This is a genomic window from Maridesulfovibrio ferrireducens, assembly GCF_900101105.1.
Lineage (GTDB): Bacteria > Desulfobacterota > Desulfovibrionia > Desulfovibrionales > Desulfovibrionaceae > Maridesulfovibrio > Maridesulfovibrio ferrireducens.
Genome location: NZ_FNGA01000004.1, coordinates 225399 through 241818 on the forward strand (window position 1 = coordinate 225399; position 16420 = coordinate 241818).

At 42.7% G+C, this 16420-nt stretch carries 16 protein-coding genes; 5 read left to right on the forward strand and 11 right to left on the reverse strand.

The window, feature by feature from the left end; translation table 11 throughout:
• Window positions 1-55: 55 nt before the first annotated feature.
• The 3 genes from BLT41_RS13555 to BLT41_RS13565 form a co-directional block, all read right to left on the reverse strand.
• Window positions 56-964 carry a D-alanine--D-alanine ligase family protein gene (locus tag BLT41_RS13555; protein WP_092162071.1) on the reverse strand — a complete coding sequence of 303 codons (909 nt, stop codon included), beginning with the start codon at window positions 962-964 and terminating at the stop codon, window positions 56-58.
• The gene (locus BLT41_RS13560) at window positions 930-1532 is read right to left on the reverse strand and encodes an HD domain-containing protein (protein ID WP_092162074.1); all 603 of its coding nucleotides are present in this window, start codon (window positions 1530-1532) and stop codon (window positions 930-932) included. Before BLT41_RS13560 ends, BLT41_RS13555 begins: the two co-directional genes overlap by 35 nt.
• Window positions 1533-1765: 233 nt before the next feature.
• Complete coding sequence (locus tag BLT41_RS13565; protein WP_092162076.1) at window positions 1766-2056, reverse strand: hypothetical protein; 291 nt, start codon at window positions 2054-2056, stop codon at window positions 1766-1768.
• Window positions 2057-2377: 321 nt separating this feature from the next.
• Between BLT41_RS13565 and BLT41_RS13570 the strand changes: the two genes are divergently transcribed.
• Window positions 2378-2695: a TusE/DsrC/DsvC family sulfur relay protein gene (locus BLT41_RS13570; RefSeq protein WP_092162078.1), complete on the forward strand. Its 318-nt coding sequence runs from the start codon at window positions 2378-2380 to the stop codon at window positions 2693-2695.
• A gap of 108 nt (window positions 2696-2803) precedes the next feature.
• On the opposite strand, the gene BLT41_RS13575 is transcribed toward BLT41_RS13570, so the two are convergent.
• From BLT41_RS13575 to BLT41_RS13595, 5 genes are all read right to left on the reverse strand, one after another.
• Window positions 2804-3229 carry an aconitase X swivel domain-containing protein gene (locus BLT41_RS13575; RefSeq protein ID WP_092162080.1) on the reverse strand — a complete coding sequence of 142 codons (426 nt, stop codon included), beginning with the start codon at window positions 3227-3229 and terminating at the stop codon, window positions 2804-2806.
• Window positions 3220-4476: an aconitase X gene (locus BLT41_RS13580; protein WP_170830377.1), complete on the reverse strand. Its 1257-nt coding sequence runs from the start codon at window positions 4474-4476 to the stop codon at window positions 3220-3222. The genes BLT41_RS13575 and BLT41_RS13580 overlap by 10 nt, the downstream gene beginning before the upstream one ends.
• Before the next feature lie 255 nt (window positions 4477-4731).
• Complete coding sequence (gene corA, locus BLT41_RS13585) at window positions 4732-5796, reverse strand: magnesium/cobalt transporter CorA (RefSeq protein ID WP_092162091.1); 1065 nt, start codon at window positions 5794-5796, stop codon at window positions 4732-4734.
• Window positions 5797-5851: 55 nt separating this feature from the next.
• Entirely contained in the window at window positions 5852-6889 is a 1038-nt protein-coding gene (locus tag BLT41_RS13590; protein WP_092162093.1) for a TIGR00341 family protein, read from the reverse strand.
• A gap of 117 nt (window positions 6890-7006) precedes the next feature.
• Window positions 7007-9337: a mechanosensitive ion channel domain-containing protein gene (locus BLT41_RS13595; protein ID WP_092162094.1), complete on the reverse strand. Its 2331-nt coding sequence runs from the start codon at window positions 9335-9337 to the stop codon at window positions 7007-7009.
• Window positions 9338-9531: 194 nt separating this feature from the next.
• Between BLT41_RS13595 and BLT41_RS17760 the strand changes: the two genes are divergently transcribed.
• Window positions 9532-9654, forward strand: a complete 123-nt coding sequence (locus tag BLT41_RS17760; protein WP_280141311.1) for a hypothetical protein — start codon at window positions 9532-9534, stop codon at window positions 9652-9654.
• An 82-nt stretch (window positions 9655-9736) separates the two neighbouring features.
• Here BLT41_RS17760 and lpxB read toward each other — a convergent pair whose 3' ends face one another.
• A complete protein-coding gene (gene lpxB, locus BLT41_RS13600; protein WP_092162095.1) occupies window positions 9737-10864 on the reverse strand; it encodes a lipid-A-disaccharide synthase in 1128 nt (375 codons plus the stop codon).
• Window positions 10865-11073: 209 nt separating this feature from the next.
• Here lpxB and BLT41_RS13605 point away from each other — a divergent pair, with 209 nt between their 5' ends.
• Window positions 11074-11334 (forward strand): hypothetical protein, encoded by a 261-nt coding sequence (locus BLT41_RS13605; protein ID WP_092162096.1) that lies wholly within the window; start codon window positions 11074-11076, stop codon window positions 11332-11334.
• A gap of 59 nt (window positions 11335-11393) precedes the next feature.
• Here BLT41_RS13605 and BLT41_RS13610 read toward each other — a convergent pair whose 3' ends face one another.
• Window positions 11394-12191 (reverse strand): prepilin peptidase, encoded by a 798-nt coding sequence (locus BLT41_RS13610; RefSeq protein WP_092162097.1) that lies wholly within the window; start codon window positions 12189-12191, stop codon window positions 11394-11396.
• Between the two features lie 119 nt (window positions 12192-12310).
• Between BLT41_RS13610 and BLT41_RS13615 the strand changes: the two genes are divergently transcribed.
• Both BLT41_RS13615 and BLT41_RS17500 read left to right on the forward strand, forming a co-directional pair.
• On the forward strand, window positions 12311-13600 hold the full coding sequence (locus tag BLT41_RS13615; protein ID WP_092162098.1) for a phenylacetate--CoA ligase family protein: 1290 nt from the start codon (window positions 12311-12313) through the stop codon (window positions 13598-13600).
• 200 nt (window positions 13601-13800) lie between these two features.
• Entirely contained in the window at window positions 13801-13971 is a 171-nt protein-coding gene (locus tag BLT41_RS17500; RefSeq protein WP_170830378.1) for a hypothetical protein, read from the forward strand.
• Between the two features lie 94 nt (window positions 13972-14065).
• Here the strand turns inward: BLT41_RS17500 and pnp are convergent, their stop codons facing one another.
• Entirely contained in the window at window positions 14066-16246 is a 2181-nt protein-coding gene (pnp, locus tag BLT41_RS13620; RefSeq protein ID WP_092162100.1) for a polyribonucleotide nucleotidyltransferase, read from the reverse strand.
• Window positions 16247-16420: the final 174 nt, after the last annotated feature.

A 16420-nucleotide genomic window follows, 5' to 3' on the forward strand; every position in this document is an offset into this window, starting at 1 on the left:
GATCCTGACTTTTCGTTTCTTGAGCTTGCCGTTTCGGCATACCCGTTGAAATAAATTACTTTTGCCTGCTTAGTCCCAGTTCGATGAGTTTTTCAATCAGCTTGCTGAATGAGTACCCGGCAGCCTTTGCAGCTCTTGGAACAAGACTTGTCGGAGTCATTCCCGGGAGTGTATTCACTTCCAGAATATAGGGCTCTCCATTTGAAATTATAAAATCTGCTCTGCTGTATCCGCTAAGACCAAGAAGTGTATGTGCTTTCAGAGTGATTTCTTTAATTTTATCTGTGAGCTTTTCTTCTATCGGTGCGGGGCAGACTTCTTCCGCTCCGTCAAGGGCGTATTTACTGTTATAGTCAAAGAACTGTGCTTTATCAGGAGGAGTAATGAGGATAAGTGGTAACGGCTCGTCGCCAAGAATAGCGCATGTTACTTCAATTCCTTTGATATATTCTTCCACCAGTGCGCTGTCACCCATACTGAAAACTTTTTCAATTCCGCTCTGCATGTCCTGCGCGTTTTGGGCAAAAGTCATACCGAGGCTTGATCCACCTGAATTAGGTTTAATAAAAACAGGAGGGGTAAGTTTCTCAATTCCGTTGCATCCTTCTGCGGCACAGATCAATTCCCATTTGGGACTGAGAATAGAGTTTGCATCAAAAATTGTTTTGGTGGCAGCTTTGTTCAGAGTCAGGAAAGAGCTTTCCGGTCCAGAACCTTGGTACGGGCAGGATGTCCGGTTCAGCATTGCCTGAATAAGTCCGTCTTCTCCCGGTGATCCGTGAAGATTAATAAAAGCAAAATCAGCTTTGTTCGCGCGGGCCATCAGGTTGCTGAAGTCCTGTGCGGGGTCCAGTAAGTCTACTTCGTGTCCAAGTTCAAGCAGGGCATTGTGAATGCCTTTTGCTCCGCTCAGAGACACTTCCCGTTCGTCAGACCAGCCGCCCGCTATCAAAAGAACACGCATTAAGGTCAACTCCAAGTAGGTTTTCAAGCCGTTGTTCGAGAACTAAGGCTTGTTCATATGTTTGCTGAATTCTCTGTTTGATTTTTTCCGTTTTTCCATATCTCACAGATAAATCGCCGAATCTTTTTTTAAGTGATGTCAGGTTGTCGTGCATAACTCGTTTGTCGCTGTAGCTGACGACAAGCGGAAGAAAATATTTGTCAGCATCGGGTTCAAACGGCCAGAAAACGTGATGCAGTACGCCCATTGCAATGACCGGGTTTCCCGTTAAGTGCATGGTCCAAGCTGCGCCAAGCTGGCTATGGTTGCCGCCGTGCAGGATTGAATAAGTTTTTGCAATATCGTGCATCAGCGCAGAGGCCTGAATGGTTGGAACGTGTACTGGGATTCCTGCATGTTCTGCAATCAAAGCAATGGTTACAGCCACTTTTGCGACCTGTGTACTATGTGCTTTGATATTATCAAGCATGTTATAGTCTTCCCAATGCTGCATGCACTCGGAGGCCGTAGGAACAGACCATGAAGGGTCGGATTTAACTGGCAAAGGAGGCATTAAACAGGATTCCATTGGTGGATACCCGGGGGATGGTTTTTTAGGTGATTTTATCTTGTTGATATTATTCATAAAATTTAAGAGTTGTCTTTTGAAGGCTGAAACTTCCCTCCATTACCATTTTGCATTAAAAAAGGCAAAGCCTCGATTTGCAGTAAATCGAGGCTTTGCCGGAAAAACATTCTATAATCCGGCATGAAAATCATTTTGCATGCGACAGAAAATTTATTTTAAGCGATGAGTGGTTACTAAGAAATATCTTCTTGAAGGAGCGGATCTGAGAGCAGTCTCATAACTCTTGCAAGATCAAAATCATGGGCTTCATTAATTCCGCCGCCTTGTGCGTTTGCTTCAACAGTTTTCTCAAGAAGCAGTTCCGGATTCACGTCTTGAGCTTTAACACCGGATTTCAAGTTTGCAGAAATGGTATCAATATTCTGGTCCCGTGTTTGAATCGGGCCGGAATTATTTTGTTTAGAAGTGATGTGTTCATTTCTGATTGGCGTATTTAAGATCTCTTTTCCAAAACTGATTTCCATTTTTCATTCCTCCTGATTATATGTTCAGCATTAAGCAAAATTTGTTCCTCTGGTAAAAAAGTCTTATATTATGGAATGTTGTGTTTTTGTGGGAGGACAAAACTTCCATTTAAAATGGTAAGGTGGGAAAAAAAGGGGGGGGTAAAATAAAATAAAAGAGGAACAGTAATGAAATTTCCCTTGAATTTTTTTTTCCTAGGTTTTATCTGGGAAACAGGTACTTGATGCAGGGGCCGCAAATGTTAAGTTTGAGGAAGTGCATTATATCCTGAAAGTTTAAGCTGTTAACAGTTTTTACTATTAATTTTTAAGGAGGTATACATGGCAAACGTTGAATTTGAAGGTAAGAGTTTTGAGGTTGATGAGGATGGATTTTTGCTAAAGTTTGAAGAGTGGACTCCCGAATGGGTTGATTACTGTAAAGCTGGCGAAGGTATTAAAGAACTGAATGAAGAGCATCAGAAAGTTCTCGATTTCTTGCAGGATTACTACAAGAAAAACGGGATTGCTCCCATGGTTCGTATTCTTTCCAAAGTTACAGGCTACAAACTGAAGCACATTTATGAGTTGTTTCCTTCCGGTCCTGGTAAGGGAGCTTGTAAAATGGCTGGCCTTCCAAAGCCGACTGGTTGCGTTTAGTACAACAGTAAATTTGGTTTGTGAGTTGCGAGATAGTCACGTTGGCTGTTTCGCTTTGTTCCAAAGTCAGAAAAACCCCCGGGCATTGGGTCCGGGGGTTTTTTTGTGTCAGGCTGTGAAAGTAATAGCGCCGGCAGTGCTGTCGACGGTGGCCTCATTTACTTCGCTGAGGCTCTCCATACCCGCTTCATCCACACATACGACGGGCATTTCCTTTTTGTAAAACTCACGCATAACCAATGGTCCGGTAAGAAGAACCGTGTTGGTGCGAAGGTTGACTAAAGCCTTGGGGGCCTTGCCGACCCGAGCCAGTTCGAGCAAAACCAATCCTGCTCCGCTGGAACCTTTTCCAAAAGGAAACACAAGAATTTTGTCGGCCATGGATTGTCCGCATTGATCACTCAACGGATCTTGGATAATGCCGGTTTCAGGATCGACACCACCAATGAAACTCAATGGTTTGCGGGAAAACAAAATTTCGCCTGTAACCTTTCCTTTAACGATACCTTTGCATTCAATTGTGGTTAATGCCATGACTTAACACTCCTATGCATTTTGCCCGCAACTGCAGTTTCAACGCAATCTTCAAGGCTTCCGTAAACAGGTTTGATTCCACTATACGAGAAACAGTACGTGCTGAATTTTCCGGAATTACTCATGATTCCACTAAAATTCCATTTGTCGAACTGCGAAGACATGGGGCAGCCGTCAGTGTAAATTTTTACACCGCAACGACGTAATGCCTCGTACATTCCATTCTTTTCCATATGCTGTTTGTTACAGCGGTTTGTAAAAGCCCAGAACTCCATTGAAGAGTTAACTTTCCGTCCGGCAAATGCTTTGAGCAAGCTTTCACACTCGGCATGAGATAGATGAGGACAGCCAACGGTGACCAAGTTGATTTCCTTGGGGGTGGAGTTGCTCATGCGCTCTTCTGATTCACGAAGACGCTCAGGAGTGACAAGTACAACTTCTTTGGGTTTTTCATTCTGGAAAGCCATTTCACGAGTGTGTGCTTCTGGAGTCAGGCCAATCAGATGAAATAAACCAACACCACCTGAAGATGCGGACGTAGCCGAGAATCTTTTTAGCCCGTCAATTTTGCAATTAAGAGGCAATCCTTCCATTGCACCAATTCGGTCGCCGACTATTTCACCGTGTACATACCCGAGCATGTCATAAATGGCGTCATCAAGAAAATCATCATCCTTGAATCCTTCAAGCTTGAGAAGGACTTCAGCTTTACGATTTTCAGGGCAATGCAGCCCTCGATAAGGAACTCGTCCGGTCACTCCTGCACAGAGGTCGAGCAATCCTGCATATCGTTCTGTACGGGCTCCTATGATGGAGTTCACATAGTTTGTTGCATTTGATTCTGCCCAGGCGATCTGTTCGCCAAAGCGAGGGACAAAGCCTGCAAAATATGGTGCGCAGGTCCATGATGCAGATGCGCCAAGAGAAGTGTGTGCCTTTTCTATACGCTTATGGATTGCATATAATTCAGGATCAAATCGCTGTTCTTGCCACTTTTCCAAGTCCATCAAACAAGAATTCAACGAGGTCGGGACACAGAACTTTCCACCTAGTTCGACGAGGTGCTCAGCAAATTCCAATGCGGCAAGTCCGCTATACCAAGCACTATCGTCGTGGACCATTGAAACGGAAATCATTTTTTCCGTCTCCATGCTTTTGCCAAGCTCGGTGAGGATACTCATCCCTATCCGAGCGGCTTCACCGTGGTCTCCATTCAATAAAGCTTTGTCATAATCTGTTAAATTCATATTTTTACTTCTCCTTGCATTGCATATCATGAAATGTGCAATGTTTTATCTGGAATAAGGGAGGCTGAGCCTTCTACGATTGTATTCTATAATTGATATATCCTGTAATGTGGGATGCTGTCCCGTTTTTAAAATATAGATGCTACTGTGCTTTTGTCAACCATATTTCAAAAAAAGGATTTTGTTCGTTAACTATCTGAAATTGATTTAGTTGATGGCTTTGAGGGATTGGAATGTGTGGAGAGGGGAGGTTGTTTAAATCCATTTTCTTTTTTTAAAATAGAATAACATTCCGACTACAACGACAGCCATCACTCCTAATAGAACATGGTAACCATATTTATAATGAAGTTCAGGCATCGACTCGAAATTCATGCCGTATATTCCGGCAAGAAAAGTAAGTGGAATAAAAATTGTCGCAAAAATAGTCAGAAATTTCATGATTTCGTTCAACTTGCTACCAATAGCCATGTTATATGTACTGAATAGGTCTGCGAGCATTTCTTTATATATTTCAGCAGAGTCTACAGCCTGTTCTTCAAGGCTGGAGAGGTCTCGCAGGTAGGGCATTGTTTCAGGATTAATAATTTCTGAATCTAGATTTTTAAGTTTGGATATAATTTCTCTGACCGGGCGAACAGCTTTGCGTACGTATGCAATTTCGCGCCGGTATAAGTTTATTTCTTCTAAAAGTTCCGGCACGGGATTCTCCAGTACTTCTTCTTCCATGTCTTCAATTCTTTCACCCATCTTTTCAATGACTTTCAGATAGTTTTCCAAAACGCAGTCTAAAAGAGCATATAATAAATAATCTGTTCCGCGAGTTCTTATTTTCCCACTTGGTTTGGTAATTCTGTTCCTAACTGGTTCAAAGACATCGCCGGGCCTTTCTTGGAAAGTGATCAGATAATTGGGGGTAAGAATTGCGCTTAATTGTTCAGACCAGACTTCAGTTTGATCCTCGTTTAAAAAAAGCATCTTCATAGTAATGAAAAGATGATCTTGATATTCTTCAATTTTTGGGCGCTGTCCGGTGTCTTGAATGTCTTCAAGCATTAGTGATGGGAGATCAAACTTCTCTCCGACCCTTTTGACCAATTCGGAATCATGCAGGCCGTCAATGTTGAACCAGCTGGTTGTGTTTGTTTCTTTAATCGGGCCTACTTCATCGATTGTTTTAATGAACTCTTTTCGCAACGTTTGTGAATCATAATCAATGATTCGTAAACGGGGTTCATCCATTCTTTGCTGTCCGATGAAAATAAGTGAACCGGGAGATTTTCCTGCTTTTTGGTCGAAATTTTTAAGAAATCTTGCCATGGATTCTTACCTGTTTTTTTGAATTTTGATTCGTTTTGAGTTTGATAATTCAAAGTTATTGGATGATTCGGAAATATAGAAGCAATACAAGGATTGCCAGCATAAGGCCCCACAGAAGGGCCATACGAATTGCTGTAACTTTGGCCCGTTCACGTTCCCACCAAGTCAAGGGTTGAATTCCTTGGAGTAAGAATGTCACTACTCCTGCTAAATTCAGGCATATTATGTTTGCGATAAAAAGAAGGCCGGCGCCTGCAGCGAGTGTCGTTTGTCCTGCACCTAAAAAGATGCCACAGGCGCTGAGAGGAGGAAGAAGCGACAAAGCAACCATCACGCCGACGAGGGAGGTAGGAACGCCCAGTGTAAAGGATATTATTCCGGCTGCTCCGGAAACAATAGCCAAAATTATATCTGAAAAGCTGGTGGTGCTTCTTAACATCAGTTCAGAGGATATTTCCGGCAGTCCAAGAGAAAAACCTGCGCAAAGGGATATAAAAAAAGCAAGAGTAATACCAATAATAAGTGTTTTGGATGACTCCAGTGCCAGTTTGCCGTCACCAAGAGTTGTAGCTAACGATAAGCCTACATTCGGCCCTAGAAGAGGAGCTAGGACCATCGCGCCTATAATTACAGCCACGTTGTCTCGCATAAGTCCGATAACCGCTACCAGTGATGAGAAAAGAACAAGCATCACGTAGCTTTTCGACATCACGGAGGTATCTAAAACGTCTGAATACAATTCTTCGCGGCTTATTCTGTTCTTTCGTTTAGCTGCATCGTTTTCGGCGTTTTCTCCGTTTGGATTGACGGGTATTTCTTCTTTGACCGGTACTTTCAATCTAGGGATTGTTGCTTCGGCAGAAAAAACAATAATACGATATTTCTCACTCCATGAAAAAAGATTTTCAAGCTTATCCAGAACATTTTCTGACTCTTGGACATCAAGTACGACTCTAAATGTCAGAGCCGTTTCATCGTCTAAAGGAGATGCCCAGAAAACATATCCTTCATCGGGACGATGTTCTTCAAGGGATTTGACAACCTCGTCTTTGTCCTCGCGGGGGGTAACTATCTCTATTACTCGCAAAGGCATTATCTTTCTCCCTGAGCTTTTTCAAAACTTCATGACACGATAAAAACTAGCGAAGCATAGCATGACGTATTCGTTAAAGTATATGCTCTGGACGTCTCTCTTCGTATAAAGAATGAATTAAGAAAGACTGCCGCCGGCATCTTTGTTTTTACCCAGCACATCAGCAAGAGCCTGACTGCTCTTAAGGTGAAGATCCATTTGCGGGAACGCAATTTCAATGCTGTCGCGTCTGAAATATCTGTCTATGGCAAAGCGAAGTTCGGAGATTGTTTTGATAGTGTTATCAATGTCATCTATCCATACACGCAGTATAAAGTCGAGGCTGCTTGATCCGAAATCATTAAAGTGAACATACGGTTCAGGCTTACTAAGAACATGGGGATTTTCATTCGCAACTTCGAGCAATGTTCTTCTTACTCTGTCTGTATCCGAGCCGTAGGCGACGCCGACCAATATATCGCGGCGAAGTATTGAATTGTTTTTAGTCCAGTTGGTAACCTGATTAGTAACAAGGTCGGAATTGGGAATCATGATTACCGCATTTTCAAATGTTTCTACCAGAGTAGTACGTATGTTGATATTTTTAACTGTGCACCAGAGACTGTTTAATTCAATGACATCGCCTTGCTGGATGGATCTGCCGAATAGTAAAATAAGGCCGCTGATAAAGTTGTTTACAATATTTTGAAGTCCGAAACCTATACCGACACTGAGTCCCCCGGCGATGACGGCTATGCTTGTAAGGTTTAAGCCAAGAATGCGCATAGCCAAAAGCGCAAACAGCGTCCAGATTCCATATGAAAACAAAGTTTGCATTGAAGGAACTGCGCCTCGTTTGCCTCTGGGCCATTTTCGCCCGACAAGCTCGATGGAAACCTTGAAGGCTGAAACGCTGTGTTTGGTCATGAAGAAAAGAACAAATACAGACACAATATTGCCAATGGAGACTGAATAACCCTCCCAGCCTGTGTTCATAGCTAAAACATCCAACACAGTGCTTTGTCCGAAAAAGCCGACCAGCCAGAAGTATGCGAGGCTGAATGCAATTGCCCATCCTAAGGGGACCGCCAAGCTACGAACCAGCCCTTTAAATAGCTTCACATTTTTTTCAGTGCTCAAAAACAGAATTTGCCCCCAGAGCATTCCGAAAGAGCGAATAAATATGCCCAGACTCCAGAGGATAGCCAGAAAGCATGCCAGTCTGCCAAATCCGAAAAAAGAAATAACTAATAACGGGCTAAGAAAACTGCTTTTCTTAGTTGAATCGAGTAGCCCTTGAAAGCGTCTTTTTTTCCATGCCGATGCAGAATTTAGAAACCATGAGAAGACGAGGAATCCCAAAAAAAACAAAGTGACCCATTTACTGGGTACATGAAGAGCCAGCAGAAAAGAACTGAGTGTAAACAGGACAGCGGTTCTTGAGCGTCCGCTGGTAAGTATAAAATTGTCTGTGCATATGTATTTAGAAATTTTCAATACCGATATGAAAAAAAGGCCGAAAGCAAGTATTTCCAAGGATTCCATTGTGGAAGGGAACGTTATTCTTGTCGCTACATATAAGGCAAAGCCGACAAGAGAAGCGATAAACAGTGATTTGATTTTAAACTGGTTATCTCCCAGTACTTCTTGCCAGTTTACTTGTCTTTCTACAAAACTTCTCAGCGCCAACCCTGCTAAAATTAAAATTGCAAAGAGAGATAAATGCCTTAGAGCTTTTTCATCATAACTATCAAGAGCACTCTGGAATTCAGAATTTTTGATAATCAACCAATTGTTATTCTGGAAGGATGTGCTCCAAAAAACAGGGCTGAATACTGGGTTTTTACCTACTAATAAATAGGAACTCCATAACTGCAGCAGGTTATGTTTTTCCCCCTGTTCAAGCTTGTCCAGACGTTTAAGTACACGGTTTCCCTCTGTTAACAATGAGCCAATTTTTGAGAGTTGTTTTTTAGATTTAAATCGTAACTGTGAAATAGAGTTTATATTATTTCGATAAATAATTTTAAGCGAGTCGGGAGTTCCTGAAGGTATGGAAAGGTTATCGAAAGAATTAATAACATCAATTCTGGAGACGCATTCTTCTTGAGCCTCTTGAAGCTTACTAAGTGTAGTTTTAATTTTTTCGCGTAGTTGATAAAGATCATTTTTAACTTGTTTGCGATCTATCGGTGAACTTGTTGAAGCTCTTTCAGATATAAGAATATATTGAAAATGTTGCAGTGATTCTGCATATTTTTTCTGTGTTAGCATCAATAGCAATTCAATTTGTGAGTAGGTTGCCAGTTCTTCGGCTTCAAATGCTTGAAAACTGTGAATCCGGTTTCTTAATAATTCAAGATTTTGATTCGTTTCGGCAAAAGTTGTGGAGCTAAGAGTCAGAGATACGGCGAGCACTGTAATTGTGTAAGATATTAGTTTTTTAATGAGTGCTGAGTGTCTAGGCATATATTTCTTCTCCAGTTGATAGCTATCATTGGCGTAATATGATGTTTGTAAAGCTACGATTAACACGAATAATACGATCTTGTTGTTGGAATGTATAGATGTAATTAATCGTAAAAAGAGTTTTAGGAAGATATACAAACTAAACTAAATTGTTCGGATATCTCGACTCCTGAAGTCTTGCCGTAGGAAAAAAGTTGCGAAGATTCTTATCTGTTTATGAAGGCAACAGACGAAAATTGTATGTGTATTTGCGTACAATCATTTCAGGTCAGGTTTTCGATGAAGACGATTGGGACGAGGAAGATGACGGTTGGTAGAAAATTACAGATTGGTATTATTTGCCCGACGCTTCAGTTTATGAAACGTCGGGCTTTTTTGTGTCTTGTGAATACTGATTTTTTAGAGAGAATTCAGATCATTATGAATTATTTCAGCCACTCTATCCGCAACTCCCGGTTCTCCGATCATTTTACGAAGATCTTTTAGCTCATTTCTGACCGCAGCGGCTGAGGCAGGATTTTTAATCCACTCATGCATATGGGGATAAAAAAACTTAGCTGAGGCTTTTTCAAGCAGGCATTCAGGAAGAATGGGTTTGTCGGGGATTAAATTGGCAAGACTTACATATTTCACGGATATAATCTTGCGGGCTAGGAACGCTGAGAATGCGGACATTTTGTATGCGACCAGTGTTGGCGTGCCAATAAGGGCGCATTCAAGTGTTGCAGTGCCGGACGCGGCCATGATGACATTTGAGTTGCGCATTAACCTATAGCGGTTTTCGGGTTGATTAATGGTGACGGGAATATTGGAGGGCCAGAAACTGCGTAATTTTTTCTCTGTCACTCCCGGAGCACGGGCTATTGAAAATTTCAGATAAGGAAAGTCTGCAAGCAGCATTTCGGCTGTTTTAGCAAATTCCGGTAATAGTGAAGATATTTCTTTGCTTCTACTGCCCGGAAGAATTCCCACGAGATTCGGGTCAGGATCTATTGCATCAAGTTCTGCGAGTGGAATCAAGTCCAGCAGAGGGTGTCCTACGTACTGAGCGTCTACTCCGCGATCTTTAAAAAATTTCTGTTCGAAGGGCAGAATACATAAAATTTTGCGCACATATTTTTGCAGGAATTTAGCTCTACCCTGTCGCCATGCCCAGATTTGCGGCGTAATGTAGTAATATACCGGAATTCCGAGTTCATGGGCAATTTTGGCGACCCTGAAATTAAAGTCTGGGCAGTCAATTAATATGACAGCCTTGGGGCGTTCCGCTTTCAGAATGTCCTTGATTTGTCCGAATAATTTTAACAGGCGGGGCAGTTTTGGAAATACTTCGGTAAAACCTACGAGGGAAATCAACTGCATAGGGTAGCGGATGTCACACCCCGCTTTTTCCATTGCTGATCCGCCCATACCTAAAATTTTCAGGTCGGGGTCTTTATTTATAAGTTTGGAAGCAAGCAATGCACCGTGCATATCACCGGAAGCTTCCCCTGCGTTAATCCAGATGCTGTTGTTTATTTTGCTCATGTCTGTATTTATTTAATAAGTTATAAAAAATGATAATACGTTTGCTGCGTAAAAAAGGCAACGGTTGTGCCGCAGGGGCCGTCGGGGGGAAATTTAGCAGGCAATTTAATCAAGGTTGTAGGCTGAATTACTTGCAATAACGGATAAAATGGTGTTAATTCGATATAGCTAACAAGGGGTTTATTAACATTATTTTTAAGGAGTGCGAGATGGCTCAGAAGAACGTAAAAAAGATGATGGGCGTGCTGTCCGGAGTCTTTGTCCATACCGGCAATCTTTCCAAAGAAGAAGCCATGAAAATGACAGGCATGGATGAAGCTGAATTTAAAACTGTTTATGATAAAGCTGCGAATGTTGTTAAAAAGCTTGAAAGCTACGACACCGCTGCTGAAAAGTATGACAAATTTTCTGAACACCTTTGGGAAGAACTTCAGGAATATGTTAAAAAGTTCGGTCCATTCGGAGTTTAATTAATTTTTATCCGATCCAAAAGGGGAGGTCTGCGAAGACTTCCCCTTTTCGTTTGTGTTTAGCCGAGCAAATACCATAGCCAGAATGGTTCTGCGTAAAGAATGCTGAGCATTGATCCCAGAGCCAGAAAAGGCCCGAAGGGGATCATGCTTCCGTACTCTCTCTTTTTTACCAGCATCATAATAAGTCCCGCGCATAGCCCCGTAAAAGCGGCAATCGTAATTACAAGCGGGAGGTTTTGCGGTCCGGCTAATGCTCCTATCATGCACATAATCTTTACATCACCGAGTCCCAATCCTTCAACTCCTTTGAGTCCGCGATAAAGAAGCCTCAGCGACCAGAACATTCCTCCGCCGAGAACTGCTCCGAGCAGAGCGCCTTCCCATCCTACATTTGTGAACATAGCCGCGCAGGGAATGGCTGCTATTGAACCGGGGATGGTGATGATATCCGGGAGGATAAAAGTTTTCAGGTCGATAAAAGATGCCACAATCATAAGGCCGCCGAAAAACATGTACATAATCCATAAAGTTGAAGGGCCGTACATAAACATCAGTAAAATTGCCCATAATATAGAAACGGATTCTATTACCGGATACATTGGGCTGATTGATTTATGGCAGTTTGAGCATTTTCCTCTCAGTATAAAAAAGCTCAGTAGCGGAATATTTTCATACCACTTGATTTTATGTCCGCACTCAGGGCACATTGAGCGTGGCGGATTTGTAAGGGTTTGTCCTGCAATGTAGCGGTATACTGCACATGCATAAAAACTGCCGAGCACTGCGCCGATTAGGCCTGCTGCTGTAATCGCGGCGGGAGATACATTCATAAAATTTATTGTGGATAATGGCATGATGATCAGGTCTTACTCGAAGATTTATGGTTTTCTTGCAAAAAAAATTAGTTTAACAAAGTCACTCAGATATGATTACGACAGTTATCGGGATTGAACAAGTTTTCAAGGAGACCCCAATGAGCGGTAAATATAGATTTATTCCAGAGCTTGAACCTGAGGAATTAGCGAAGAAGCAGCTTGAAGGACTCAAGTGGACGGTTTCTCATACTGCTGAGAACTGTCCGTTTTATGCTTCGCAATATAAAGAAAAATCTATTGAACCCGGTGATATAAAAACTCTGGATGATATTAGAAAACTTCCTTTTACCTCCGCAGATGATTTGAAAGACGGCTACCCGTTGCCGCTTTTGTCTGTCCCTGAGGAACAAGTCGTAAGAATCCACGGTTCAAGCGGAACAACCGGAAAACGGAAAATTTTATCGTACACTCAGAAAGATCTTGATACATGGAAAAATATGTTTGCCCGCTGTTACGAGCTTGCCGGGCTGACAACTCTTGATCGGGTGCAGATCTGTGTGGGGTATGGTCTCTGGACTGCCGGGGCCGGATTTCAACTTGGTTCTGAACATTTCGGCGCAATGACTCTGCCTGTCGGGCCGGGAATGCTGGAAATTCAACTTCAAATTCTGGTTGATCTTGAGGCTACATGTCTTTGCTCGACCGCCTCTATGGCGCTGCTGCTGGGCGAAGAGGCTCACAAGGCGGGTTTAACTGATAAGCTAAAACTCAAACGTTGTATTTTCGGAGGAGAAGCTCATACTCCTAAAATGCGTAAACAGTTTGAAGAGTCGCTCGGGCTTGAATCAAGTCACGATATTTCCGGTATGACCGAGCTTTATGGGCCGGGAGCGGGTATTGAATGTCAGGCTCATGACGGAATTCATTACTGGGGTGATGAATATATTGTTGAAATTATTGATCCCGTTACTCTTGAACCTGTCGCAGATGGTGAAACAGGGGAATTGGTTGTTACTACACTCAATAAAGAGGCTTCTCCGCTTGTGCGTTACCGGACTCATGACCTAACCCGGATTATTCCCGGAAAGTGCTCATGCGGGTGTTCTATGCCGCGTCATGACCATATTTCAGGTCGAAGCGATGATATGTTTATCTTCCGTGGTGTAAATATTTATCCGGGGCAGATTGGTTCTGTTCTTGAGTTTTTCTCGGAAGCCAGTTCGGAGTATCAGATTTTTCTCGAAAGACGCGAAGGACTTGATCACATGTCTGTCAGGGTTGAGCGTAAACCGGGTATCTCCGCAGAAAATGATGCAAATCTAGCCAAAGCTATTTGTGATAGAATCCGTAAATTTATTTTGGTCAGGGCAAATGTTGAAATTTTGAAGCCCGGACTTCTACCCCGAAGTTTCGCAAAAACAAAACGTGTTTTTGATGAGAGATCTTGATTTAACTAGCTACTAATTAATTTACTTTTCAAATTATTAAAATTCCAAGTTGTAAGCCGATGATAGAGGCTTACTGCTTGGAATTTTTGTTTATGAAGAGTTTTGAAAAAAATATTTTAAGAAAACAAAAAATATGTAATTATGAAATAATATTTTTTAAGTGCTCATTCTTTTTAGCGGAGATTTAAAAGGAGATGTTTATGAGTAAGTTAATTTGTTCAATTATGTTGGCGATGTTTCTTTTTTCGGTAATTCCTGCTTGCACATGGATGGGCAAGCAGACTGGAAAGGCTACAGAAAGTGTGAAGGAATCCCCTGACGATTTTAAGGAAGGGTATGAGCAGGGCAAGCAGGAAATAAAAGATAAATAGTTTCAATGACATTGACAGCTAAATAAAAAGGCCGCCGAACTATTACAGTTCAGCGGCCTTTATCTTTCAATTTAAGGCTTAGATCTTAAGTAGCTTATCTGCGTGGACGGCTGTCGCGACGGCCACCGCTAGGCATTTTGAATCTATCAAGATCAACTTCCTGTCCAGCCTGCTCCATGAGCCAAGCTTTACGGGAAAGTCTGATACGTCCGTTAGGCTGAACTTCAACAACCTTAACAGTTACTTCCTGACCGAGTTGAATAACGTCAGTTACGTTTTCGATGCGTTCAACGTCAATCTGTGAAACGTGCAGAAGTCCTTCAAGTCCGGGCAGAATCTCAACGATTGCGCCGATTTCGAGGATCTTTTTAACGGTACCAACGTAGTTTTTACCGAGTTCTGCTGTCTGGTCGTAGTACTGAACCATTTCCACAGTTTTCTTGAGAGAATCAAGAGTCGGAGCGAAGATGGAAACTTTACCGGAATCTTCAATATCAATATCAGCTGAAGTTTCAGCAGTGATCGCTTTGATATTTTTACCGCCAGGTCCGATGAGGTCTCTGATCTTTTCTGGGTTGATGTTAACAACCTGCATCTGAGGAGCATGATTTGAAAGCTGAGCTCTTGGAGCTTCAATAACTTTCTTCATGTCATCAAGGATAAGCATTCTTGCTTCTTTGGCCTGAGAAAGTGCTTTGCGAAGAACATCAGCAGGAATACCGCTGATTTTGATATCCATCTGGATGGCAGTGATGCCTTCTTCAGTACCGGCAACTTTAAAGTCCATATCGCCGAGAGCATCTTCGTCGCCGAGAATATCGGTCAGTACGAAGTAGTCGTCGCCTTCTTTACAAAGACCCATTGCAATACCTGCAACAGGAGCTGTGATTGGAACACCTGCGTCCATGAGAGACAGAGTTGTGCCGCATACGGAAGCCATTGAAGAGGATCCGTTAGAGTCCATAACTTCTGAAACTACACGCATGGTGAACGGGAAGGATTCAGCAGATGGCAGAACAGGAGTCAAAGCGCGTTCTGCGAGTGTTCCATGTCCGATTTCACGGCGAGAAGGAGCACGAAGGAATCTGGCTTCACCAACACAATATGGAGGGAAGTTGTAATGGAGCATGAAACGTTTAGAATCGTCACCGATGAGGGTTTCAAATCTCTGTTCGTCGCGTGAGCTACCAAGAGTACAAACTGCAAGAGCTGATGTTTCACCTCTGCGGAACAGGGCGGAACCATGAGTCATTGGCAGTGTGCCGACTTCCATGGAAAGGTTACGGACTGTAGTAAGGTCACGTCCGTCAATGCGGATTCCTTTTTCTACAATGCGATTACGAACTATTTTCTTTTCAAGAGCAGCCATTGCGTCGCCGACAGCTTTAGCTCTTTTAGGTTCTTCCGGGAATTTTTCTTCGATGAATTTAACAGCCTTTCCTTTAATTTCTGACTTGGCAGATCTACGTGCCATTTTTTCAGGAATAGTAAGAGCTGTGTCGAGATCGGCAGCAAAGTTGTCAGAAACTAAAGTGATAACTTCATCGTCTTTGACAGTTTCAATTACTTCAATTTTAGGTTTGCCTACTTTTTCTCTGAGTGCGTCCTGCAGGTCGAACATTGGAGCAACTTGCTCGTGTCCCCATTCAAGTGCTTCAGCAATTGTAGTTTCAGAAAGGAACTGAGAGCTTCCTTCAACCATGATTACTGCGTCGCGTGTCGCTGCAAAAACAAGGTTGAGATCGCTGTCTTCAGCAATACCTTTATAAGTAGGGTAGAGAACGAACTGGTTATTGACCATTCCGATTCTGGCAGCAGCGATAGGCCCGTTAAAAGGCATATTTGAAATATGAAGTGCTGCGGAAGCTCCAGTCATAGCCAGAACATCAGGGTTGGTGTGTTCGTCAGCGGAAAGTACAGTTGCGATAATCTGAACTTCGTCGCAGAAAGATTTAGGGAACATAGGACGGATAGGACGGTCCATCATACGGGAAACAAGAGTTTCACGGTCAGAAGGGCGACCAACTTCACGGCGGAAATAGCCACCGGGAATGCGGCCGGCTGCGTATGTTCTTTCAAGATAGTTACAAGTAAGCGGGAAAAAGTCTCTAGGCTCACTTGTTGCCATGTTGACAGCTGTTACGAGAACGACGGTTCCACCGGACTGAATCCATACGGTTCCGTTGGTCTGGTTAGCCATGCGGCCTGTTTCAAGTTTGATATCAAGTGCGCCGACTTGACCTGTTACTTCGATTTTATCGAGTGGTACTAACATTTAAACTCCTTGTGAGTTTGGTTTTAAACCATTGTGTACAAACGGATTTCGAAGCAGCCCGAATTTTCTAGCCGGCTTAGGGAAGATTTCAGAGTTGAAATCTGAACGCTTGCCTTAGCCAACTAAAAATCCATAGTGGGATGCATGAGTCCGTGCTTAAAAATGAGAAGGGGG

What these genes read in the sequence shown, in the direction of transcription:
- BLT41_RS13555 (WP_092162071.1), bottom strand. Translation starts at nt 964, where the DNA reads ATGCGTGTTCTTTTGATAGCGGGCGGCTGGTCTGACGAACGGGAAGTG.
- BLT41_RS13560 (WP_092162074.1), bottom strand. Translation starts at nt 1,532, where the DNA reads ATGGAATCCTGTTTAATGCCTCCTTTGCCAGTTAAATCCGACCCTTCA.
- BLT41_RS13565 (WP_092162076.1), bottom strand. Translation starts at nt 2,056, where the DNA reads ATGGAAATCAGTTTTGGAAAAGAGATCTTAAATACGCCAATCAGAAAT.
- BLT41_RS13570 (WP_092162078.1), top strand. Translation starts at nt 2,378, where the DNA reads ATGGCAAACGTTGAATTTGAAGGTAAGAGTTTTGAGGTTGATGAGGAT.
- BLT41_RS13575 (WP_092162080.1), bottom strand. Translation starts at nt 3,229, where the DNA reads ATGGCATTAACCACAATTGAATGCAAAGGTATCGTTAAAGGAAAGGTT.
- BLT41_RS13580 (WP_170830377.1), bottom strand. Translation starts at nt 4,476, where the DNA reads ATGAATTTAACAGATTATGACAAAGCTTTATTGAATGGAGACCACGGT.
- corA (WP_092162091.1), bottom strand. Translation starts at nt 5,796, where the DNA reads ATGGCAAGATTTCTTAAAAATTTCGACCAAAAAGCAGGAAAATCTCCC.
- BLT41_RS13590 (WP_092162093.1), bottom strand. Translation starts at nt 6,889, where the DNA reads ATGCCTTTGCGAGTAATAGAGATAGTTACCCCCCGCGAGGACAAAGAC.
- BLT41_RS13595 (WP_092162094.1), bottom strand. Translation starts at nt 9,337, where the DNA reads ATGCCTAGACACTCAGCACTCATTAAAAAACTAATATCTTACACAATT.
- lpxB (WP_092162095.1), bottom strand. Translation starts at nt 10,864, where the DNA reads ATGAGCAAAATAAACAACAGCATCTGGATTAACGCAGGGGAAGCTTCC.
- BLT41_RS13605 (WP_092162096.1), top strand. Translation starts at nt 11,074, where the DNA reads ATGGCTCAGAAGAACGTAAAAAAGATGATGGGCGTGCTGTCCGGAGTC.
- BLT41_RS13610 (WP_092162097.1), bottom strand. Translation starts at nt 12,191, where the DNA reads ATGCCATTATCCACAATAAATTTTATGAATGTATCTCCCGCCGCGATT.
- BLT41_RS13615 (WP_092162098.1), top strand. Translation starts at nt 12,311, where the DNA reads ATGAGCGGTAAATATAGATTTATTCCAGAGCTTGAACCTGAGGAATTA.
- BLT41_RS17500 (WP_170830378.1), top strand. Translation starts at nt 13,801, where the DNA reads ATGAGTAAGTTAATTTGTTCAATTATGTTGGCGATGTTTCTTTTTTCG.
- pnp (WP_092162100.1), bottom strand. Translation starts at nt 16,246, where the DNA reads ATGTTAGTACCACTCGATAAAATCGAAGTAACAGGTCAAGTCGGCGCA.